The organism is Streptomyces sp. NPDC002044 (assembly GCF_040296725.1).
Classification (GTDB): domain Bacteria; phylum Actinomycetota; class Actinomycetes; order Streptomycetales; family Streptomycetaceae; genus Streptomyces; species Streptomyces antarcticus.
Map to the genome: position 1 here is coordinate 38,530 of NZ_JBEOXU010000028.1, position 19,659 is coordinate 58,188.

At 72.3% G+C, this 19,659-nt stretch carries 21 protein-coding genes, 2 tRNA genes, 1 other RNA gene and 1 pseudogene; 8 read left to right on the top strand and 17 right to left on the bottom strand.

Annotated features, from left to right (window positions below; genetic code table 11):
• Nucleotides 1–35 precede the first annotated feature (35 nt).
• Nucleotides 36–1,604 (bottom strand): annotated as a pseudogene (locus tag ABT106_RS10425) (MDR family MFS transporter); the annotation flags it as partial.
• An 87-nt stretch (nucleotides 1,605–1,691) separates the two neighbouring features.
• Entirely contained in the window at nucleotides 1,692–2,144 is a 453-nt protein-coding gene (locus ABT106_RS10430; RefSeq protein ID WP_351275083.1) for a MarR family winged helix-turn-helix transcriptional regulator, read from the bottom strand.
• 102 nt (nucleotides 2,145–2,246) lie between these two features.
• Here ABT106_RS10430 and ABT106_RS10435 point away from each other — a divergent pair, with 102 nt between their 5' ends.
• On the top strand, nucleotides 2,247–2,483 hold the full coding sequence (locus tag ABT106_RS10435; RefSeq protein WP_267721598.1) for a hypothetical protein: 237 nt from the start codon (nucleotides 2,247–2,249) through the stop codon (nucleotides 2,481–2,483).
• A gap of 109 nt (nucleotides 2,484–2,592) precedes the next feature.
• On the opposite strand, the gene ABT106_RS10440 is transcribed toward ABT106_RS10435, so the two are convergent.
• The 10 genes from ABT106_RS10440 to ABT106_RS10485 all read right to left on the bottom strand — a co-directional run bounded on the left by ABT106_RS10440 (nucleotide 2,593) and on the right by ABT106_RS10485 (nucleotide 9,848).
• Nucleotides 2,593–3,429, bottom strand: coding sequence for a hypothetical protein (locus ABT106_RS10440; protein WP_351275050.1), 837 nt, complete (start codon nucleotides 3,427–3,429; stop codon nucleotides 2,593–2,595).
• Between the two features lie 49 nt (nucleotides 3,430–3,478).
• A complete protein-coding gene (locus tag ABT106_RS10445) occupies nucleotides 3,479–4,318 on the bottom strand; it encodes an RNA polymerase sigma factor SigF (RefSeq protein ID WP_351275052.1) in 840 nt (279 codons plus the stop codon).
• A 230-nt stretch (nucleotides 4,319–4,548) separates the two neighbouring features.
• Complete coding sequence (locus tag ABT106_RS10450) at nucleotides 4,549–5,469, bottom strand: RNA polymerase sigma factor SigF (RefSeq protein ID WP_351275054.1); 921 nt, start codon at nucleotides 5,467–5,469, stop codon at nucleotides 4,549–4,551.
• A 392-nt stretch (nucleotides 5,470–5,861) separates the two neighbouring features.
• A complete protein-coding gene (locus ABT106_RS10455) occupies nucleotides 5,862–6,023 on the bottom strand; it encodes a hypothetical protein (protein ID WP_351275056.1) in 162 nt (53 codons plus the stop codon).
• A gap of 393 nt (nucleotides 6,024–6,416) precedes the next feature.
• Nucleotides 6,417–6,704, bottom strand: a complete 288-nt coding sequence (locus ABT106_RS10460; protein WP_351275058.1) for a hypothetical protein — start codon at nucleotides 6,702–6,704, stop codon at nucleotides 6,417–6,419.
• Nucleotides 6,705–6,972: 268 nt separating this feature from the next.
• Nucleotides 6,973–7,059, bottom strand: a tRNA-Ser gene (locus tag ABT106_RS10465).
• A 48-nt stretch (nucleotides 7,060–7,107) separates the two neighbouring features.
• Nucleotides 7,108–7,536: a tRNA adenosine(34) deaminase TadA gene (tadA, locus tag ABT106_RS10470; protein ID WP_351275085.1), complete on the bottom strand. Its 429-nt coding sequence runs from the start codon at nucleotides 7,534–7,536 to the stop codon at nucleotides 7,108–7,110.
• 107 nt (nucleotides 7,537–7,643) lie between these two features.
• Nucleotides 7,644–8,192 (bottom strand): tRNA adenosine deaminase-associated protein, encoded by a 549-nt coding sequence (locus tag ABT106_RS10475; RefSeq protein ID WP_351275060.1) that lies wholly within the window; start codon nucleotides 8,190–8,192, stop codon nucleotides 7,644–7,646.
• 389 nt (nucleotides 8,193–8,581) lie between these two features.
• Complete coding sequence (locus ABT106_RS10480) at nucleotides 8,582–8,776, bottom strand: hypothetical protein (protein ID WP_267721603.1); 195 nt, start codon at nucleotides 8,774–8,776, stop codon at nucleotides 8,582–8,584.
• A gap of 106 nt (nucleotides 8,777–8,882) precedes the next feature.
• Nucleotides 8,883–9,848 (bottom strand): universal stress protein, encoded by a 966-nt coding sequence (locus ABT106_RS10485; RefSeq protein WP_351275062.1) that lies wholly within the window; start codon nucleotides 9,846–9,848, stop codon nucleotides 8,883–8,885.
• Nucleotides 9,849–10,027: 179 nt separating this feature from the next.
• Between ABT106_RS10485 and upp the strand changes: the two genes are divergently transcribed.
• Nucleotides 10,028–10,663, top strand: a complete 636-nt coding sequence (upp, locus tag ABT106_RS10490) for a uracil phosphoribosyltransferase (RefSeq protein ID WP_031141526.1) — start codon at nucleotides 10,028–10,030, stop codon at nucleotides 10,661–10,663.
• A gap of 169 nt (nucleotides 10,664–10,832) precedes the next feature.
• Here the strand turns inward: upp and ABT106_RS10495 are convergent, their stop codons facing one another.
• Entirely contained in the window at nucleotides 10,833–11,477 is a 645-nt protein-coding gene (locus ABT106_RS10495) for a LytR C-terminal domain-containing protein (protein WP_351275087.1), read from the bottom strand.
• Between the two features lie 199 nt (nucleotides 11,478–11,676).
• On the bottom strand, nucleotides 11,677–11,973 hold the full coding sequence (locus ABT106_RS10500) for a type II toxin-antitoxin system VapB family antitoxin (RefSeq protein WP_017240525.1): 297 nt from the start codon (nucleotides 11,971–11,973) through the stop codon (nucleotides 11,677–11,679).
• Nucleotides 11,974–12,061: 88 nt separating this feature from the next.
• Between ABT106_RS10500 and ABT106_RS10505 the strand changes: the two genes are divergently transcribed.
• Nucleotides 12,062–13,678 (top strand): helicase HerA-like domain-containing protein, encoded by a 1,617-nt coding sequence (locus ABT106_RS10505; protein WP_351275065.1) that lies wholly within the window; start codon nucleotides 12,062–12,064, stop codon nucleotides 13,676–13,678.
• A gap of 92 nt (nucleotides 13,679–13,770) precedes the next feature.
• Nucleotides 13,771–14,703 (top strand): glucose-6-phosphate dehydrogenase assembly protein OpcA, encoded by a 933-nt coding sequence (gene opcA / locus ABT106_RS10510; protein ID WP_351275067.1) that lies wholly within the window; start codon nucleotides 13,771–13,773, stop codon nucleotides 14,701–14,703.
• Here opcA and ABT106_RS10515 read toward each other — a convergent pair.
• Together ABT106_RS10515 and ABT106_RS10520 are read right to left on the bottom strand one after the other, a co-directional pair.
• A complete protein-coding gene (locus ABT106_RS10515) occupies nucleotides 14,652–15,125 on the bottom strand; it encodes a cupin domain-containing protein (protein WP_351275069.1) in 474 nt (157 codons plus the stop codon). The two genes, opcA and ABT106_RS10515, sit on opposite strands and share 52 nt — an antisense overlap.
• Nucleotides 15,126–15,215: 90 nt before the next feature.
• Nucleotides 15,216–15,848 carry an HhH-GPD-type base excision DNA repair protein gene (locus ABT106_RS10520; RefSeq protein WP_351275071.1) on the bottom strand — a complete coding sequence of 211 codons (633 nt, stop codon included), beginning with the start codon at nucleotides 15,846–15,848 and terminating at the stop codon, nucleotides 15,216–15,218.
• 155 nt (nucleotides 15,849–16,003) lie between these two features.
• Between ABT106_RS10520 and ABT106_RS10525 the strand changes: the two genes are divergently transcribed.
• Both ABT106_RS10525 and ABT106_RS10530 read left to right on the top strand, forming a co-directional pair.
• Complete coding sequence (locus tag ABT106_RS10525; RefSeq protein WP_351275073.1) at nucleotides 16,004–16,828, top strand: VOC family protein; 825 nt, start codon at nucleotides 16,004–16,006, stop codon at nucleotides 16,826–16,828.
• A 225-nt stretch (nucleotides 16,829–17,053) separates the two neighbouring features.
• On the top strand, nucleotides 17,054–17,473 hold the full coding sequence (locus ABT106_RS10530; protein WP_351275075.1) for a TOBE domain-containing protein: 420 nt from the start codon (nucleotides 17,054–17,056) through the stop codon (nucleotides 17,471–17,473).
• Nucleotides 17,474–17,829: 356 nt separating this feature from the next.
• Here ABT106_RS10530 and ABT106_RS10535 read toward each other — a convergent pair.
• Nucleotides 17,830–17,917, bottom strand: a tRNA-Ser gene (locus ABT106_RS10535).
• A gap of 117 nt (nucleotides 17,918–18,034) precedes the next feature.
• Here ABT106_RS10535 and ffs point away from each other — a divergent pair.
• Nucleotides 18,035–18,133: signal recognition particle sRNA small type (ffs, locus tag ABT106_RS10540), an RNA gene on the top strand.
• A gap of 168 nt (nucleotides 18,134–18,301) precedes the next feature.
• The coding region (locus ABT106_RS10545) for a DNA polymerase III subunit gamma and tau (protein ID WP_351275077.1) at nucleotides 18,302–19,659 on the top strand (1,358 nt) is incomplete at its 3' end.

Consider the following 19,659-nt stretch of genomic DNA (forward strand, 5'->3'; position numbering starts at 1 on the left):
GCGGGGTGTCGCGGGGTGGCCCGGCGTCAGACCGCGGCCTGGGCGGGGGCCGGAGCCTCGGCGCCCGCCGCGGTGCCGGAGCCGGCGGCCGGGGCGTGGGCGGCCGGCTTGGACCGCAGCGCGACCTCCTTGATGAACAGCACCAGGACCAGTCCGAGGAGCGCGAACGGGGCGGCGTACAGGAAGACGTCGCCGACGCCGTGACCGTACGCGGCTTCCACGACCTCGCGGAACGGCGCCGGCAGCTTGTCGAGGTCGGGGATCCCGCCCCCGGCGGTGCCGCCGTGGCCCATGGCCGCGGCCTTCGGGCCGAGCGCGGTGAGGCCGTCCTGGACGTAGTGGGTGACCCGGTTGGCCATGACCGCGCCCAGCGCGGAGACGCCCATGGCGCCGCCGAGCGAGCGGAAGAAGGTGACGACGGAGCTGGCCGCGCCCAGGTCCTCGGGAGCCACCTGGTTCTGCGTGGCGAGGACCAGGTTCTGCATCATCATGCCGAGGCCGAGGCCGGTCAGCGCCATGTAGATCGCGATGTGCCAGTAGGGGGTGTCGTACCGCAGGGTGCCCAGGAGGCCGAGTCCGGCCGTCAGGAGCACGCCGCCGCCGACGAGCCATGCCTTCCACTTGCCGGTCTTGGTGATCACCTGACCGGAAAGAGTGGAGGAGACGAAGAGCCCGGCGATCATCGGAATCGTGAGGACTCCGGACATGGTGGGGGACTCGCCGCGGGCCAACTGGAAGAACTGGCTGAAAAAGACGGTCCCCGAGAACATCGCGATGCCCACGAACAGGGAGGCTGCCGAGGCGAGGGTGATGGTCTTGTTGCGGAACAGCCGCAGCGGGATGATCGGGTCGCTCGCGCGGGACTCGACGAGGACGAAGAGCAGGCCGAGCGCGACGGCGCCGCCGGTCATCGTCCAGGTCTGCCAGGAGATCCAGTCGTACGAGGTACCGGCCTGGGTGACCCAGATCAGCAGCAGCGAGACGGAGCCGCTGATCAGCAGGGCGCCGAGCCAGTCGACCTTGACGTCACGGCGCACCACCGGAAGCTTCAGGGTCTTCTGGAGCACGACCAGCGCGATGATCGCGAAGGGGACGCCGACGTAGAAGCACCAGCGCCAGCCGAGCCACGGGGTGTCGGTGATGACGCCGCCCAGCAGCGGGCCGCCGACGGTGGCGACGGCGAAGACCGCGCCGAGGTAGCCGCTGTACCGGCCGCGCTCGCGCGGGGAGATCATCGCGGCCATCACGATCTGGGCGAGGGCGGACAGACCGCCGACGCCGATGCCCTGGACCACGCGGCAGGCGATGAGCATCTCGGTGTTCTGCGACAGGCCCGCGACCACGGAACCGAGGACGTAGATCACCAGGGATATCTGGACCAGCAGCTTCTTGCTGAAGAGGTCGGACAGCTTGCCCCAGAGCGGCGTCGCCGCCGTCATGGAGAGCAGGGCCGCGGTGACGACCCAGGTGTACGAGGACTGGGTGCCGCCGAGGTCGCTGATGATCTCGGGCAGGGCGTTGGAGACGATCGTGGAGGACAGGATCGCGACGAACATGCCGAGCATCAGCCCGGACAGCGCCTTCATGATCTGGGGGTGGGTCATGGACGTGCCGTCGGACGTGGTCCCCGACTGGCCGCCGCCTCCCCGCACACCGGTGGGTGTGGTCGTAGCCATGTGTTTCCTTACGTACTAGAAGCTCGATCGGAGTCGGGCCAGCAGGGTGTTGAGTTCGTCGATGTCCCGGGCGGACCAGTCGGCCAGGGCTCTTTCCAGCGCGGCCGTGTAGCGGGTGCCGAGCTCGGTGAGCAGCGCCCGTCCGGCCGGGGTCAGCCGCAGGATCCGGCAGCGGCCGTCTCCCGGGTCGGGCTCGCGCGCGATCCAGCCGCGGTCGGCCACGTGGGCCACGTGCCGGCTCGTCACCGAGACGTCGATCGCCATGAACGCGGCCAGCCGGCTCAGCCGCATCTCGCCGTGCCGGTCGAGCACGGTGAGGACGGCGGCGGCGCCGGCCGGACAGTCCGGGGGCAGGGTGCGGGCGAGATCGCGCTTGACCGCGCCGATTCCCGTCAGCTGGCGGGCCAGCTCCTGGTACCGGGTGGATGTGCTCGGAACGGTAGGAGTGGTCACCGGGCAGCCCCTCATCTTGTTGCTTAGAGCAACCATAGAAGCGGATGGTTGCTACAGGCAAATGAATCGGGGGTCCGGCCGGTAAAGGAATCGGAAAACCGGCTAGGGTCCTGATCCATGGCTGCGAACCACAACTCACAGGGCCCCGAGGGCAACTACGACCCCGCGGGCAGCACTCAGATGTTCCGCGCGTTCGTCGACGAGGCCGCTCCGGCCCGGCAGGCGGGCCCCGGCGCCCGGCAGCAGCGCCGCGCCGAGCAGCAGCGGGCCGGCTGGAAGAAGGGCCAGTGGCTGGGCGTGGCCCTCGGGCTGGCGCTCGCCATCGGCGCCGCCGTGTGGGTCGTCCTGCACTGACGGGAGCCGGCAGGGCCGGCCTGACGGGAGCCGGGGCGGCTTCCCGTCCGGGAGCCGGTAGGGCTTCCCCGAGCCCGCCGCCGCGCCCCCGCGGGTGCGGCGGCGCGGTTCAGTTCCAGGCCGCCGTGACCTTCCGGGTCTCCACGCGCATGCCCAGCGGGACCCGCCAGGACTCCACGCACACGGTGTAGGTCTGCGTCCGCGCGGCGCCGCCCGCGATCGGCGCCGGCAGCGGCTGGGCGGTCGTGATCGTGGCCCAGTCGACGCCGAGGGCGCCGATGATGTGCGTCGCGAAGCTGACCGTGCCGGAACGGGCCGCGGTCGTGCCGGCGTTGGTGAACGTGACGGTGACCCGCTCGCACCAGCGGTCGGCCGCGGCCGCCCTGACCGGGGCGGACAGCGACAGCCGCGCCGCAGTGGCCGGGGGCGGCGGCACAGGCGGCGGCGTGCCGGGCTTGGTGCCGCCCGGCGGGGTGCTGGGGGTGGCCGGCCCGGTGGACGGCGGTGTCCCGGGGCCGCCGGAGCCCCCGGGTGGGACGGAGCCGGGCGCGGTGGAGCCGCCCGGGGTGTTCCGTGGGGCGGAGGTGCCGGGGGCGGTGGCGGTGTGCCCGGGTCCCGGCGGTGCTCCCGGACCGGATGCCGGGCCGCCGGGTGCGCCGGACGCGGCTGCGCCCCGGGCGGAGCCGCCCTGTGCCTGGCCCTCCGCGGTGCCGGTGGCCGTACTGGACGACCCGGCGGAGCCGCCCGCCGCGGCCGGGCCGCCGAGCTGCTGGAACTCCACCGCGCCCTGCGGCGCGACGTTCTGCCCCGCGCCCCGTTCGGGGCCCGGGGCCGCGGCTCCCACGGCGAGGTAGCCGTCCGGCGGCGGGCCGCCGCAGCCGGTGAGGCCGACGGCGGCCGTGCAGCACAGGGCGAGCAGAGCGGCCGCGCGGGATCCCTTTCGCATCGCGCCAGTTTTGCTGACGCCTCGTCAATTGGGAACCGTGCGGTACGGGTTACTCGCCGATCAGGCCGACGCGCAGTTGCGCGAGGGTGCGGGTGAGCAGCCGGGAGACGTGCATCTGGGAGATGCCGACCTCCTCGCCGATCTGCGACTGCGTCATGTTCGCGAAGAACCGCAGCATGATGATCTGCCGTTCCCTGGGCGGGAGTTTGGCGAGCAGCGGCTTCAGCGACTCGCGGTACTCGACGCCCTCGAGCGCGGTGTCCTCGTAGCCGAGGCGGTCCGCGAGCGAGCCCTCGCCGCCCTCGTCCTCGGGGGAGGGCGAGTCGAGCGAGGAAGCGGTGTAGGCGTTGCCCACGGCGAGGCCGTCGACGACGTCCTCCTCCGAGACCCCGAGCACGGCGGCGAGCTCCGGCACGGTCGGCGAGCGGTCCAGCTTCTGGGCGAGCTCGTCGCTGGCCTTCGTCAGCGCCAGGCGCAGCTCCTGGAGCCGCCGCGGTACGCGGACGGACCAGGAGGTGTCCCTAAAGAATCGTTTGATCTCGCCCACGACGGTCGGCATCGCGAACGTCGGGAACTCGACGCCGCGTTCGCAGTCGAACCGGTCGATCGCCTTGATCAGGCCGATCGTGCCGACTTGGACGATGTCCTCCATCGGCTCGTTGCGGCTGCGGAAGCGGGCGGCGGCGTAGCGCACCAGGGGCAGGTTCAGCTCGATCAGGGTGTCGCGTACGTACACCCGGTCGGGGCTGTCCGCGTCCAGGGAGGCGAGTCGCTGGAAGAGGGAGCGGGACAGGGTGCGGGTGTCGATGGCTTCCGAGCGGTCGGACACTGCCGGTGTGGGGCTCTTGACGAGCGTGAGCACCTTGGAGCTGCCCTGGTCTACGGACATGCCACCCCCTTGAGGTCGCGGACGGTCGCGTGCGGCGCGCCCGTCAGAGGAACGCAGCCTCCACCTGAATACCGGAGGCGGGGCTGCGGCAAACGCGGTTCCAGCAGAATGTCACATGTCGGCAACACGCTGTAGCGCCAAGTCGACATATATCTCCAGCGACAGACCAGGTCAGAAGGGGATAAGACCGTTCTGCCGGGAATCGAGGGAATGGTCTCCACTCGTTCTGGTTACGCCTCGATCCTGTTTGCGGATCTCAGGCGGGCGAAGCTCCGTGCGAGCAGCCGGGAGACGTGCATCTGGGAGACGCCGAGCTCGGCGCTGATCTGCGACTGCGTCAGGTTGTTGTAGTACCGCAGGAGCAGGATGCGCTGCTCGCGTTCGGGCAGCTGTACGAGGAGGTGGCGGACGAGGTCACGGTGCTCGACCCCGGCCAGCTCGGGGTCCTCGTAGCCGAGGCGGTCCAGCAGCCCGGGCATGCCGTCGCCCTCCTGGGCGGCCTCCAGCGAGGTCGCGTGGTAGCTGCGGCCGGCCTCGATGCAGGACAGCACCTCGTCCTCGCCGATGCGCAGCCGTTCGGCGATCTCGGGGGTGGTCGGGGTGCGCCCGTGGAGGGTGGTGAGGTCCTCGGTGGCGGCGTTCACCTGCACCCACAGCTCGTGGAGGCGGCGCGGCACGTGGACGGTGCGGACGTTGTCGCGGAAGTACCGCTTGATCTCGCCCACGACCGTCGGCATCGCGAAGGTCGGGAACTGCACGCCGCGCTCCGGGTCGAAGCGGTCGATGGCGTTGATCAGCCCGATGGTGCCGACCTGGACCACGTCCTCCATCGGCTCGTTGCGACTGCGGAAGCGGGCGGCCGCGTAGCGGACGAGCGGGAGGTTGGCCTCGATGAGGGCCCCGCGCACCCGGGTGTGCTCCCCGGTGCCCCGCTCCAGGTCCTTCAGCTGCCCGAAGAGCACCTGGGTGAGCGCCCGGGTGTCGGCGCCCCGGCTCGGCGGCCTCGCGGGGATGGGGGCGGGGGCGGGCGGAGCGGCCGGAGCTTCCTCCTGCGGTCCCTGGTGCTCCTGTGGCGTCTGCGGCTCTTGTGGGCCTTGTGGGCCCTGCGGCGCCTGCGACGGCTCCTGGCGGGGCTCTTGCTGGAGGGGCACCTGGGATTCCTGGTGCGACTCGTGCGGTTGGTGCGGCTCGTGGGGCGACGTCTGCGGCGGCGTCTGCGGCGGCGTCTGCCGCCACGGCTGGGGCGACGCCTGTGCGGGCGTCTGCGCGGACACCTGCGAGAGGTCCTGTTGGGGGTCCTGCTGGGGTGGCACCTGAGGCGCAGTACTGGCCGGCACGGTCACGCCACCCCTTCAGTCAACTCATCCGTTAAAAGCGGTCATAGCATCACAAGAGATGTGCACTGTGTGCAAGCACCGCATAACGCCGTGTTGAGGGCAAGTTGGTCAAATAGGTGCAATATGCCAAATGTTGGGTATGCAAAAACCCCCCACCCGTCGGAGTGGGGGGCCGGGAAGTCCGGAAACCGCTTCAGCGTACGGGTTCAGCGCACCAGTTCGGTCATGAACTCGCCGATACCGGACGCGGCATCCGATATGCCCTGGAATCCTATTCCGACCATCTCGGCGGCCCGTTTGGGCTGAGTGATGATCACGAAGAGGACGAACACGGCGAGGACGCCCGTGATGAGCTTCTTGGTGTCCATGTGCGGTGACGGCCTCCCCAACCGGTCCTGCAAAGTCGGGTGAGTCTAACCGGTCGGGTTTCGACACTCACCAGCCCTTTAAGGACCAATGACCCGGCGGTCCGGGCCCTTTGCCGTCGGGGTGGCGGTCACGGTGGGCGCAGGATTGATGTGAGCCCACCGGTTCTGGCAGGAAATCGGTGGGTGAGGGACAGGACCTCACTGCGGGGTCCGAGCCGCAAGCTTCCCCCCTGACTGCGGCCCGGACTGGCAGGTTCCGTCCTCATCGGGGGGAGTGGCTTGTCCCCCCGATGCCACTTCCCCCGTCCCGAGCGTCGAAGGTCCCGGTTCAGGCCGGGGCCTTCTTCGCGTTTCCGCGGGGCCGGGCGGGCCGGTGGGGTCCCGGGTGCGTGCCTACTGGACGGCGCCGAGGAGGTCCGTGACGGGCTGGACGGGGGCGATCACGGGCGCCAGGTGGTTCGGCACCTCCATCAGCTGGTTGAGCTCGTTCAGCTCGTTGAGCTTGGCGCCGATCTCCTGGACGGAGCCGGGCGTGGCCCCCGCCGGCATGCCCGGGGCCGCCGTCGGGAGGTCCGGCAGGGTCAGGGGGGCGATCGGGGCGGCCGAGGCGGCGGGTGCGGCGAGGCCCGCGGCGGCCCCCGCGAGGGCGAAGGCGGCGAGGATGCGCTGGGTCTTGGTCATGCCGTGACAACGGCCGAGGCGGCGGGCGGTCACGCGGATGCCCTCCGGACGCCACGGACGGGCGCGGAAGGGCACGACCGAGCACGGATGAGCGCGGACGGGCACGGACGGCGCCGGAGAAGCACGGCCGTCCCGGGTCGGTCGCGGCCGGGAAGCGGACCGGGCGCAGCACCGGCACGGACGGCCCGCGGACGGCCCGCGGACGCGTCCCGGACGCCGTGGAACGCCGAGAGCCCCGACCCTTGCGGGGCGGGGCTCTCGATCAGAGCGGTAGCGGTGGGATTTGAACCCACGGATAGCTTGCACCATCACACGCTTTCGAGGCGTGCTCCTTCGGCCGCTCGGACACGCTACCGAGAGAGAGCTTAGCCCAAGGTGAGCCGTGCTCTGAAATCCGTATCCGTCACAGGTTCCGGAAGAAGTCCGTGAGCTGCCGGGCGCACTCCGCGGCCAGAACGCCGCCGACGACTTCGGGCCGGTGGTTGAGCCTGCGGTCCCGCACGAGATCCCAGAGCGACCCGGCCGCGCCCGCCTTCTCGTCCGCGGCGCCGAAGACGATCCGGGCCACGCGCGACTGTACGAGGGCGCCGGCGCACATCACGCACGGCTCCAGGGTCACCACCAGGGTGCACCCCGGGAGCCGCCATTCCCCGAGCTTCGCGGCCGCCCGGCGCAACGCCACCACCTCGGCGTGTGCGGTGGGGTCGCCGGTCGCCTCGCGCTCGTTGTGCCCGGTGGCGAGGAGCCCGCCGTCCGGGCCGAGCACGACGGCGCCGACCGGCACGTCGCCGGCCGGCACCGCCCTGGCGGCCTCCAGGAGCGCGAGGCGCATGGAGTCCCGCCAGGGGTCCCGTACGGGATCGGGGCCGGTCCCGGGGCCGTACGCGTCGTGCCCGCCGTACGGGCCGGGCCCGGGGTGTCCGTCGTGCGTGCCGGTCACTAGCGGACGGCCTCCAGGACCTCGGTGGCGCCGAGCGAGTCGGCGATCTCCGAGAGGGCGTCCCCGTCCAGGTTCATCAGCTGCTTGTTGGTCACGCCGAGGTCGTCCAGCAGGGCGGGGTCGCCGAGCGGACCGGCCGTCACCGGCTCCGCGCCGGTCCCGCCCGGCTCGTCGGCTTCGTCGTCCGCGTCCGCGAACGCGGTGACGGCCTCCTCCTCGCCGTCCTCGGTGCCGTCCAGGTCCAGCTCGTCGAGTTCGTCGTCCTCCTCGTCGCTGCCCAGCAGCTCTTTGGTCAGCATCGAGCCGTAGGAGCTGCGGGCGGCCGCCGCGGCGTTCGATACGAAGTACCGCGGGTCCTCCTCGCCGTCCACGCGGACGACGCCGAACCAGGCGTCCTCCTGCTCGATGAGGGCGACCACCGTGTCGTCGTCGACAGCGGCGGAACGGGCGAGATCGATCAGATCACTGAGGGACTCGACATCGTCGAGTTCCATGTCGCTCGCTTCCCACCCGTCTTCGGTGCGCGCGAGCAGTGCGGCGAAGTACACCGTGACTCTCCCACTGGTCATAGGCGTGCCGGTTGGAGGTCCCCCCGGCCGGAGGATGGGGTGGAACGGCCGTTCTGCTCGCCGCCCGTGCCCCGCCCAATCGGCATCGTGGCAGAAACGGCGGCTTTGCGAGAGGTCTTCCGCGCTTGCGTCGCGCCGTGCCGTGCGCCGTGCGGTGCGTACGGGGGCCCCGGGGCGGTGGTGCCGTACGGGTCCGGGGGCTCCGGCGGGACCCCGGCCGACGGTCCCGCGGCCCGGCGCGGCCCGGCCGTGTCGGTGGGCTAGGCGGGTGGGGCGGGGAAGGCCCACCGGCGGTGCGGGCGCGGCCACCGGCGCTGCGGCCACGGCCACCGGCGCTGCGGGCGCGCCCGCCGGCGGAGCGGGCCCGGCTACCAGCGGAACGTGCGCATGCGCATCTGCTGCCGCATCCGAGCCGCGCGGGCGCGCCGGGGCTGGACGCGATCGCGCAGCTCGCGCGCCTCGTTCAGGTCGCGCAGGAACTGCGCGCGCCGCGCTCGGCGCTGCGCCGCCGTCTCCGGCGTCCCGTAGTCGTCGGTCTCGTCGCTCGACTGCGTGTCGGGCATCGGCCACCACCCCGGCTGATCCGGTCGTCCTCCTCCGCCGGCGCGAAGCAGACCCCCCGCAACCACCTTCCCCCGGTCGGCCCGATTGATGCCACCCCGGCGCAGGTCAGACCGGGTCGCCGGACCCGGAGACGTCCTGGTCGTCCGTGAGGGTCGGTACGACGGCCACCGGGCCGTGCGCGTGCTGGAGCACCGCGTTGGCGACGGAGCCCATGAGGAGCGACATCGGGCCGCGGCGGGGGTGGTGGCGGCCCACCACGACCAGGGCCGCCGAGCGGGAGGTGTCGACCAGGCGGCCCGCCGGGTCCCCGGGCACGGCGGCCTGCTCGACGGGGACGTCCGGGTAGCGGGCCCGGAAGGGGACCAGCCGTTCCGTCTGGGAGCGCAGCATCTCCCGCTCGGCCGGCACCGCGTCGCCGCCGTCGGCGAGCCCCTCCGGCGGGATCACCGCGAAGGGACTGTCCACCACCAAGGCGGGCGAGGGCGGGATCACGTACGCGGAGACCACCTGGACGGTGGTCCCCCGTGCGGCCGCTTCCGCGAACGCGAAGGCCAGTACGTCCTCGGGCGTCTCGGCGGCGTGCAGTCCGAGGACCACCCGCCCGGCGGACGCCTCCGGAGCGGCGCCGGCGCGGCGCTCCTCGTGCGGGACCACCACCACCGGGCAGGGCGCCGTGGTGGACACCGCGCGGCTGTTGGAGCCGAGCAGCAGGGTGGCGAAGCCGCCGCGGCCCCGGGAGCCCATCACCAGCATCAGGCCCCGCGCCCCGATCACCCGCAGTGCCTCGGGCACGGAGCCCTCCAGCGCCTCGTAGCGCACCTCGGCGGGCAGTTCGGGGCCGCTGTCGAGCAGGGCCCGGATGCGGTCGCGGACGGGGTCGGCGAACTCCTCCGACTGCGAGCCGTAGTGGAGGGCCGCCCGGCGGCCGGCGTACAACTGGGCGTGGTCGGGCAGCACATGGGCGATGAGCAAGCCGGTGCGGTGCCGCAGGGCCGCGGCGCGGGCCCACTCCAGGGCCCCCAGGCTGTGTTCGGATCCGTCGACGGCCGCGATCACCGGTGCGCTGCTCATCCGTCCAGCGTGCTGGGCGTGCGCCCGGGCCGCATCTCCGGGAGGTGGCGGCGGCGTCCGCGCCTTGAGACACGTAGCGCCCCCGGCAGCGCGTAGCCTTTTGGGTGCGGGTCGCTTCTTGCGGCCGTTTTCGCAGGTCGCAGGTCGAGAACCCCGAATGTCGAGTCTTGGAGGATGTTGTGCGTTTGCAGGTCGTCGATCACCCCTTGGTGGCGCACAAACTCACCACGCTGCGCGACAAGCGCACCGACTCCCCCACCTTCCGCCGCCTCGCCGACGAGCTGGTCACCCTGCTCGCGTACGAGGCCACCCGGGACGTGCGCACCGAGCAGGCCGACATCGAGACCCCGGTCGGCCCCACCACCGGCGTGAAGCTCTCGCACCCGCGCCCGCTGGTCGTGCCGATCCTGCGTGCCGGGCTCGGCATGCTCGACGGCATGGTGCGGCTGCTGCCGACCGCCGAGGTGGGCTTCCTGGGCATGGTCCGCAACGAGGAGACCCTGGAGGCGTCCACGTACGCGACGCGCATGCCCGAGGACCTCTCCGGCCGGCAGGTCTACGTTGTCGACCCGATGCTCGCCACCGGCGGCACGCTGGTCGCGGCGATCCGCGAGCTGATCAAGCGCGGGGCCGACGACGTCACCGCCGTGGTGCTGCTGGCCGCCCCGGAGGGTGTCGAGATCATGGAGCGCGAGCTGGCGGGCACGCCGGTGACCGTGGTCACCGCCGCGGTGGACGAGCGGCTCAACGAGCACGGCTACATCGTGCCGGGGCTGGGCGACGCGGGCGACCGGATGTACGGCTCCGCCGAGTAGGCGTACGGAGCCCGGGCACGCAAGCGCGCGCGGAGGCCGGACAGAGGACGGACGACACCGGGACGGACGCCGAAGCAGAAGCCGGGACGGACGCCGGAAACAGAAGCCGGACGGACGCCGGAACGGCAGGAGGGGCCCCGGAGCCACCAGGCTCCGGGGCCCCTCGCCGTCAGCAGTTCTTGGCGGGCGCGGGAGCGGGGTTGGCCAGCAGGGCCAGCGCCTTGTCCGCGTCCTCCTTCGTGCTCAGCTCCTTGAAGGCGTCGCCGAGGATCAGGTCGATGTCGGCGCCCTCGCGGGTGTCGTTCTGCTGGGTGGTGCCGGCCAGCTGGGTGCCGAGCACGGCGAAGGCCGCCTTGTCGGTGGCCGGGGCGCCCACCAGTATCCCGGTGCCGGGGACCTTCTTGTCGAAGGTGGCCGGGGCGTTGCCGACGCTGCCGATGACGAAGCCGCGTTTCTTCAGCTCGTCGCCGACGGCCTTGGCCAGTCCGGCGCGCGGGGTCGCGTTGTAGACGTTGACCGTGATCTGGCCGGGCTGCGGCAGCACGACGGCCGGTTTGGCCGCGGTCGAAGCGGCGGCTGCGGGGCCGCCCTTCACGGCGGTGGCCGGTTTCGCGGTCGGACAGTCCCCGGCTCCCGCGGCCGTGTTCCGTTTGGGGCTGTCGCCCCGGAACACGTCGATGAGCTGCAGTGCCCCGTAGCTGATCACAGCGAGGGCAAGGACCGCGCCGAGTGCGGTGAGGACGATCCGGCGGAGGCTCCGCTTACGGCTCATGCGGGGGTAAGCCGCTCCCGTGACGCGGTACTTTCCGCCCATGCCGGGGGGAGTGAGCATGCTCATGAGCGCAGCGTAGTGCCGCCCGTCGGCGATGCCCACTCGATGATGTGCTGATACGCCAAGGGCGACCCGAAAGGCGCAATCCGGTACGAAACGCCAGGCCCCCGTGCCGGGCACCGGCCGCCGGGTCGTCGGCGGGCCCGTGCGGCGGCCCGTGTGGCGGGTCGTGCGGGGGTCGTCAGTCCATTTCGAGGACGCGGGCGTGCAACACCTGGCGCTGCTGCAGGGCGGCGCGCACGGCGCGGTGCAGTCCGTCCTCCAGGTAGAGGTCGCCCCGCCACTTGACGACGTGCGCGAAGAGGTCGCCGTAGAAGGTGGAGTCCTCGGCGAGCAACGTCTCCAGGTCGAGCTGCCCCTTGGTCGTCACCAGCTGGTCGAGCCGGACCGGGCGCGGCGCGACGTCCGCCCACTGCCGGGTGCTTTCCCGGCCGTGGTCGGGGTACGGCTTTCCGTTACCGATGCGCTTGAAGATCACACGGAAAGCCTACCGGGCCGGTGCCTGCGGGCGCAGCCTTGCGAGGTTGGTGCAAAAGTGGCAAACGGCACCAACTCGGGAGTGATGCATGAGCGAAAGCACCGACCCAGACGCCGCGACGCCCGCCGACGAGGCCGGTCCGGCCGCGGAGATCGCCGCCGGGTACGCCTTCACCGGCCCCGCACTCGACCTGGGAGCCCTGCTCTGGGACGGCGCGTGCCTGCCGGACCGGCAGATCCGCATCCCCCTGTCGATGCTCAACCGGCACGGACTGGTCGCGGGCGCCACGGGCACCGGCAAGACCAAGACCCTCCAGCTCATCGCGGAACAGCTCTCCGCCAACGGCGTCCCGGTCTTCCTCGCGGACGTCAAGGGCGACGTCTCCGGCATCTCGGCGCCCGGCACCTCCAGCGAGAAGGTCGTGCAACGCGCCGCGGACGTCGCCCAGGAGTGGCACGCCACCGGCTTCCCGAGCGAGTTCTACTCGCTCGGCGGCATCGGCCCCGGGATCCCGGTCCGCTCCACCGTGACCAGCTTCGGACCGGTGCTGATGTCCAAGGTGCTCCAGCTCAACCAGACGCAGGAGCAGTCCCTCGGCCTGATCTTCCACTACGCGGACGCCAAGGGCCTGGAGCTCGTCGACCTCAAGGACCTGCGCGCGGTCGCCGCCTTCCTCGTCTCCGACCAGGGCAAGCCGGAGCTCAAGGGCATCGGCGGACTGTCCACGGTGACCGCCGGGGTGATCCTGCGGGCGCTGACCGCCTTCGAGCAGCAGGGCGCCTCGGAGTTCTTCGGCGAGCCCGAGTTCGACACCGGCGAGTTCCTCCGCACGGCCGCGGACGGGCGCGGGGTGGTCTCCGTACTGGAGCTCCCGGCCGTTCAGGACAAGCCGCAGCTCTTCTCCACCTTCCTGATGTGGCTGCTGGCCGACCTGTTCAACGACCTGCCGGAGGTCGGCGACCTGGAGCAGCCCAAGCTCGTCTTCTTCTTCGACGAGGCCCACCTGCTGTTCAACGGGGCCTCGAAGGCCTTCCTCGACTCCATCACCCAGACCGTGCGCCTCATCCGCTCCAAGGGCGTCGGCGTCTTCTTCGTGACGCAGACCCCCAAGGACGTACCGGCGGACGTGCTCGCCCAGCTCGGCAACCGCGTGCAGCACGCCCTGCGCGCCTTCACCCCCGACGACGCGAAGGCCCTCAAGGCGACGGTGAAGACCTTCCCGCACTCCCCGTACGACCTGGAGGAGCTGCTCACCGCGCTCGGCACCGGCGAGGCGGTCGTCACCGTGCTGAGCGAGAACGGCGCCCCCACCCCCGTCGCGGCGACCCGGCTGCGCGCCCCGCGGTCGCTCATGGGACCGATCGACGCGGCGGCCCTGGACGCGGCGGTGAAGGGCTCGCTGCTGTACTCGCGCTACGCGGAGCCGGTCGACCGCGAGTCCGCGTACGAGAAGATCAGCGCGGAGCAGGCCGCGGCCGAGGCGGCGGCGGAGGCCGCGGTGGCCGCCGCGGAGGCCGAGAAACAGGCCAAGGCGGAGGCCAAGGAGGCCGAGAAGGCGGCGCGCAGCGCCCCCAAGCCCGACCCCTCGCTCGCCGAACAGGTGGTGGGCAGCGGGCTGTTCCGCTCGCTGGCCCGGTCGATCGGGACACAGCTCGGCCGGGAGATCTCGCGGTCGGTCTTCGGTACGGCGCGCAAGCGCCGGTGACACCGGCTGCCGGCTCCGGCCCCGGCCCCGCTCCGGGCGGATTCGAGCGAACCTGGTGCCGGGACCGGACCGGTCGCTGACAGACTCGGTCCATGCGGACCGAACTCACCGACACCACGTCCAGCAAGGTCAACCGGGCGCTGCTCGAAGCCCGCAGGGCGATAGGCAGCCCCACCATGGGGCTGGTGCTGACGCTCCTCGTCGTCACCGACGAGGAGAACGCCTACGACGCCGTACGGGCGGCCTCGGAGGCTTCGCACGAGCACCCGTGCCGCATCATCGCGGTGATCAAGCGGACCTCCCGGGGGCCGCACAAGCTGCGCGCGACCCGGCTGGACGCCGAGCTGAAGGTCGGAACGGACGCCGGGACCGGCGAGATCGTGATGCTGCGCCTGCACGGCGAACTGACCGGGCAGGCCGGCTCGGTGGTGCTGCCGCTGCTGCTTCCGGACGCGCCCGTGGTCGCGTGGTGGCCGGCCGACGCACCCGCCGACCCCGCCCGCGACTCCCTCGGCGCCCTCGCACAGCGCCGGATCACCGACGCCCAGGCCGCCTCCGACCCGGTCGCCGCGCTGGACGTGCGCGCCGCGGGGTACCAGCCCGGGGACACCGACCTGGCCTGGACCCGGCTGACGCCGTGGCGGGCCCTGCTGGCCGCCGCGCTGGACCAGAAGCCGCTGCCGGTGACCGGCGCGCGGGTGGAGAGCGAGCCCGACAACCCCAGCTCCGAGCTGCTGGCGCGGTGGCTGGAGGACCGGCTCGGGGTGACCGTCGCCCGGGTGGCGAGCGAGGGCCCGGTGATCACCCGGGTGGTGCTGGAGACCGCCGCCGGGGAGATCAGCGTGGACCGGCCCGGGGGCGTACTGGCGACCCTGGCCCTGCCGGGGAGCCCCGACCGCAAGGTGGCCCTGAAGATCCGCAGCGGCGCCGAGCTGATGGCGGAGGAGCTGCGCCGCCTGGACGCGGACGAGGTCTACGGGGCGGCGCTGCGGCGGCGGCCGGTCCAGACCGGGCTCTGCGCGTAGTGGTTGTCGTACGTCGCTGAACTGTCCTTGATGTCCTGCACGGTGGCCTCGCCCGCGTGGACCCGGCCGAGGAGCCGGTAGTAGTCGAAGCGGCCCATGCCGGGCGTGAAGCCGACGAAGACGGAGGCGGTGTGGCCGGCGGCGGGCGCGAAGGCGTGCTTGACGCCGGGCGGGACCGCGATGAAGTCACCGGCGCCGAGGGTGTGGAGCGCGTCGCCGACGAGCACGTCGAGGCGGCCGGCGGTGACGTGGAAGAACTCGGTGGCCCTGGTGTGGAAGTGCACCGGGGCGCCGGCCGCGCCCTCGTCGAAGGTGGCCGTGTTGCAGGTGAGCTCGGCGGTGTCCGTGAGCAGCGTGATGAGGCTGCCGGGTGCGTCCTGGATGGCTTCGGCGGTGGCGGCGCGGACCGCGGTCTCTGTCATGTCCCCCAACCTAGTGACCGGATAGACCGGCCGCAGGGGTCAATCAGGGGCCTGCCGGCCCGGTCAATCACCGCTCCCGGAAACCCCTGATCAGTCTTTCCCCGCCTTGGGTGCCGTTGGTGCCTTCGCGGCCTTCTCCGCCTTCGCCGCGGCCTTCATCTCCTGCTTGTGGGCGCGCACCTTGGCCAGGGACTCCGGGCCGGTGATGTCGGCCGCCGAGCGGTAGACGCCGTCCGGCCCGTACCCGCCCGCGGCCTCCCGCCAGCCCTTCGGCCGTACCGCGAACCGCTTGCCCAGCAGGGCGAGGAAGATCTGGGCCTTCTGCTCGCCGAAGCCGGGCAGCTCCTTGAGCCGTTCCAGCAGCTCGGCGCCCGTGCCGGCGTCGGCCCAGACCGCCGCGGCGTCCCCGTCGTAGTGCTCCACCAGGTACGCGCACAGCTGCTGTACGCGCGTGGCCATCGACCCCGGATAGCGGTGCACGGCCGGCTTCTCCGAGAGGAGGGCGGCGAACGCATCCGGGTCGTAGGCGGCGATGGCGTGCGCGTCCAGGTCCTCGGCGCCGAGCCGGCCGGCGATCGTCCAGGGCCCGGAGAACGCCCACTCCATCGGCACCTGCTGGTCGAGCAGCATTCCGACGAGGGCGGCGAGCGGGCTCCGCCCGAGCAGTGCGTCGGCCTCCGGCTGCTGGGCCAGCCGGATGACGGGGGTGTCCTTGTGCTCCATGGCTCCAGCCTGCCCCCGGGCGGCGCTCCCCGCGCGGTCGCCGCACCGCGCGCCTAGCGTGAGAACGGCACGTGCGAAACGTACGGACGACGGAACGACGGAACGTGCGAGAACGCGCGACGGGCATGGGCACACGACACAGGAGTCGATCGATCATGGCGGAGTTCCCGGAAGGCGCCCCGTGCTGGGCGGACGCGATGTTCACCGACGTGGAGGCCGCCAAGACCTTCTACGCCGACGTGCTGGGCTGGACCTTCGGCGAGTCCAGCAGCGAGTACGGCAACTACACGCAGGCCTACTCCGACGGAAAGGCCGTCGCGGCCGTCGTCCCGCCGATGCCGGGGGCGGACGCCCCGTCGCAGTGGTGCCTGTACCTGGCCTCGCGCGACGCCGCGGCCACCGCCGAAAAGGTGACGGCGGCCGGAGGCGAGCTGCTGATGGAGCCGATGCAGGTCGGCACCTTCGGCACGATGCTGATCGCGAAGGAGCCGAGCGGGGCGGTGTTCGGCGTCTGGCAGCCGGGCGAGCACAAGGGCTTCGAGAAGACCGGTGAGCCGGGCTCCTACGCCTGGGCGGAGGTCTTCACCCGGGAGCCGGACAAGGCGGACGGGTTCCTGCCGAAGGTCTTCCCGTACGGGGTCCGGCGCATCGAGCCGGGGAAGGACCCGGAGGCGGACGCCATGGACTTCAAGCTGTTCACCCTGGGCGGCTCCGCCCACGAGAACGCGGTACTGGGCCGGATGAGCATGGGCGAGGAGTTCCCGCCCGAGATCCCCTCCTACGTCCAGGTCTACTTCGCGGTCCCGGACTGCGACGAGGCGGTCGCGAAGACCCGGAAGCACGGCGGGACGCTGCACTTCGGGCCGATGGACAGCCCGTTCGGCCGCTTCGCCGCGGTGACGGACCCGCAGGGGGCCGCCTTCGCCGTCATCGACGTGACGACGACCGTCGGGGAGATGCCGGAACTGTCGGACGCGTGACGGCGCGTGACGGCGCCCGGCGCCCGACGCCCGCCCGGAGCGGCCCCCACGGTTCCGCTCCGGGCCGCCGCGGCCGCGGGCGCCAGCCGGTCGGGTGGTTCGGGAGCGCGGGTGCGACGGGCTCACCACACGGCACGGCGAAGGGGCCTACGGTCGGTTCCGCGCGGCTCTCCCGAACCGGGCGAAACGCAGCGGAACCCCTACTGGCAAGAGGTCGAACCACCCATGTCCCTGAGCATCCGCAACCAGCTGCCCGGCACCGTCTCCTCCGTCACCTCCGGGGAGGCCATGTCGACGGTCAAGGTCCGCCTCGAGGGTGGCCAGGACCTCACCGCCGCCATCACCACCGACGCGGTCAAGGACCTCGGCATCGTCGCCGGCTCGTCCGTCAAGGCACTGGTCAAGGCCACCGAGGTCGCCCTGGCCACCGGTCCGGTCGAGGGCCTGTCCATCCGCAACCGGATCGCCGGCACGGTCGTCGGCGTGGCCATGGGCGGCGCCATGGCGTCCGTCACGGTGGACGTGAACGGCGGCGGGCTGACCGCGGCCATCACCAAGGACGCCGTCGAGACGCTCGGCCTGGCCGCCGGGATCCCGGTCGTCGCCCTGGTCAAGTCGACCGAGGTCTCCCTCCAGGTCCTCTGAGCCACCGCCCGGCTCACCGCCGCAGCAGGACGATCACCGACCCCCACACGGTCAGCAGGACGTTCCCCAGGGCGTACGGGACCGTCGTCCCCAGGGCGGGGATCCGGCTCCGCGCCCGTTCCGTCAGGGCGCCGGGCGCGGCGGTGGTGGTCTGGTGGGCTCGGTCGGTGCCGGCTCCGGCCCTCTACTTGAGCGTCATCACGATCGCGGAGATCGAGGTGGGCGTCGAGGGGACACCGGATTCTGCCGGATCATCCAGTTATGCGGCAAATAAATGAGACTGGAACTGAGACCAGGGAACGCAGAAGGCCCCGGCCGGTTTCCCGGTCGGGGCCTTCAAGTGCCCGGTGAGGCACTGGCGGAGGATACGAGATTCGAACTCGTGAGGGGTTGCCCCCAACACGCTTTCCAAGCGTGCGCCCTAGGCCACTAGGCGAATCCTCCGCGGCAAACAATACAAGACGTTGAGGGGTGCTCGCGAACGTGATCGTCCGCGAACGCACGCGAACGCTCGGGCCGGAGTCCGGCTCGATTCCGGGGCCATTCATCCGCTAGGGTGGGGCCAGCCCCTCACGTGGCGCTATCTCACCCAATTCCCCCAGGGCCGGAAGGCAGCAAGGGTAAGTGGGCTCTGGCGGGTGCGTGGGGGGCGCTTTGCGTTCCGGGGCGCGGCGCGCGCGGCGCCGCTGACGGGTGCCTGTGGTGTGTCGGGCGGGTGCCTGTGGCGTGCCGGGCGGGTGCCCGGGGCGTTCGCCGGCGGGTGGCCGGAGCCGGGTCCGCGGCGTCCGCGGGCCGCCGTTGTCGGCGCGCCCGGATAACCTCGTAGACGTGTCGTCCCTTGCGCTGTACCGCCGCTACCGCCCCGAGTCGTTCGCCGAGGTCATCGGGCAGGAGCATGTCACTGCCCCGCTGATGCAGGCCCTGCGGAACAACCGGGTCAATCACGCGTACCTGTTCAGCGGGCCGCGGGGCTGTGGAAAGACGACCAGCGCGCGCATTCTCGCCCGCTGTCTGAACTGCGAGCAGGGCCCCACCCCGACCCCGTGCGGGGAGTGCCAGTCCTGCCAGGACCTCGCCAGGAACGGGCGGGGCTCCATCGACGTCATCGAGATCGACGCCGCCTCGCACGGTGGCGTGGACGACGCCCGTGACCTGCGCGAGAAGGCCTTCTTCGGGCCGGCCGCCAGCCGCTACAAGATCTACATCATCGACGAGGCCCACATGGTCACCTCGGCGGGCTTCAACGCCCTGCTGAAGGTCGTCGAGGAGCCGCCGGAGCACCTGAAGTTCATCTTCGCCACCACGGAGCCGGAGAAGGTGATCGGGACCATCCGGTCCAGGACGCACCACTACCCGTTCCGGCTGGTGCCGCCCGGCACCCTGCGGGACTACCTGGGCGAGGTCTGCGGGCGCGAGGGCGCCAAGATCGAGGACGGCGTGCTGCCGCTCGTCGTGCGCGCCGGCGCCGGATCCGTGCGCGACTCGATGTCCGTCATGGACCAGCTGCTCGCCGGAGCCACCGACACCGGTGTGACGTACGCCATGGCGACCTCGCTGCTCGGCTACACCGAGGCCTCGCTCCTCGACTCCGTCATCGACGCCTTCGCCGCCGGGGACGGGGCCGCCGCCTTCGAGGCCGTGGACCGCGTCGTCGAGGGCGGCAACGACCCGCGCCGCTTCGTCGCCGACCTGCTGGAGCGGCTGCGCGACCTGGTCATCCTGGCGGCTGTGCCCGACGCCGGGGAGAAGGGGCTGATCGACGCCCCCGCCGACGTCGTGGAGCGGATGCAGGCCCAGGCGTCCGTCTTCGGCGCCGCCGAGCTGTCGCGCGCCGCCGACCTGGTCAACACCGGCCTCACCGAGATGCGGGGCGCGAACGCGCCGCGGCTCCAGCTGGAGCTGATCTGCGCCCGCGTGCTGCTCCCCGCCGCCTTCGACGACGAGCGGTCCTTCCAGGCCCGGCTCGACCGGCTGGAGCGCGGCGGGGCCGGTCTGGCGATGGCGGCCGCCGCCGCTGCCGCCGTTCCGCAGCCCGCCATGGGGTACGTCCCCGGGCCCGAGGCGCACGCCATGGCCCCCGCCGGCCCCGGCGGAGGCGCCGCCGCCGTACGCGCCGCCGCGCGCGCCCCCGAGCCGGAGGCGGCCCCCGTCCCGCCGGTACGGGCCTCCGCGCCGCCGGAGCCGTC

Excerpts from the sequence above, each read along its gene's own strand:
- ABT106_RS10430 (WP_351275083.1), bottom strand. The coding sequence starts at position 2,144 with ATGAGGGGCTGCCCGGTGACCACTCCTACCGTTCCGAGCACATCCACC.
- ABT106_RS10435 (WP_267721598.1), top strand. The coding sequence starts at position 2,247 with ATGGCTGCGAACCACAACTCACAGGGCCCCGAGGGCAACTACGACCCC.
- ABT106_RS10440 (WP_351275050.1), bottom strand. The coding sequence starts at position 3,429 with ATGCGAAAGGGATCCCGCGCGGCCGCTCTGCTCGCCCTGTGCTGCACG.
- ABT106_RS10445 (WP_351275052.1), bottom strand. The coding sequence starts at position 4,318 with ATGTCCGTAGACCAGGGCAGCTCCAAGGTGCTCACGCTCGTCAAGAGC.
- ABT106_RS10455 (WP_351275056.1), bottom strand. The coding sequence starts at position 6,023 with ATGGACACCAAGAAGCTCATCACGGGCGTCCTCGCCGTGTTCGTCCTC.
- ABT106_RS10460 (WP_351275058.1), bottom strand. The coding sequence starts at position 6,704 with ATGACCAAGACCCAGCGCATCCTCGCCGCCTTCGCCCTCGCGGGGGCC.
- tadA (WP_351275085.1), bottom strand. The coding sequence starts at position 7,536 with ATGCGCCTCGCGCTCCTGGAGGCCGCCAGGGCGGTGCCGGCCGGCGAC.
- ABT106_RS10480 (WP_267721603.1), bottom strand. The coding sequence starts at position 8,776 with ATGCCCGACACGCAGTCGAGCGACGAGACCGACGACTACGGGACGCCG.
- ABT106_RS10485 (WP_351275062.1), bottom strand. The coding sequence starts at position 9,848 with ATGAGCAGCGCACCGGTGATCGCGGCCGTCGACGGATCCGAACACAGC.
- ABT106_RS10495 (WP_351275087.1), bottom strand. The coding sequence starts at position 11,477 with ATGGGCGGAAAGTACCGCGTCACGGGAGCGGCTTACCCCCGCATGAGC.
- ABT106_RS10505 (WP_351275065.1), top strand. The coding sequence starts at position 12,062 with ATGAGCGAAAGCACCGACCCAGACGCCGCGACGCCCGCCGACGAGGCC.
- opcA (WP_351275067.1), top strand. The coding sequence starts at position 13,771 with ATGCGGACCGAACTCACCGACACCACGTCCAGCAAGGTCAACCGGGCG.
- ABT106_RS10515 (WP_351275069.1), bottom strand. The coding sequence starts at position 15,125 with ATGACAGAGACCGCGGTCCGCGCCGCCACCGCCGAAGCCATCCAGGAC.
- ABT106_RS10520 (WP_351275071.1), bottom strand. The coding sequence starts at position 15,848 with ATGGAGCACAAGGACACCCCCGTCATCCGGCTGGCCCAGCAGCCGGAG.
- ABT106_RS10525 (WP_351275073.1), top strand. The coding sequence starts at position 16,004 with ATGGCGGAGTTCCCGGAAGGCGCCCCGTGCTGGGCGGACGCGATGTTC.
- ABT106_RS10530 (WP_351275075.1), top strand. The coding sequence starts at position 17,054 with ATGTCCCTGAGCATCCGCAACCAGCTGCCCGGCACCGTCTCCTCCGTC.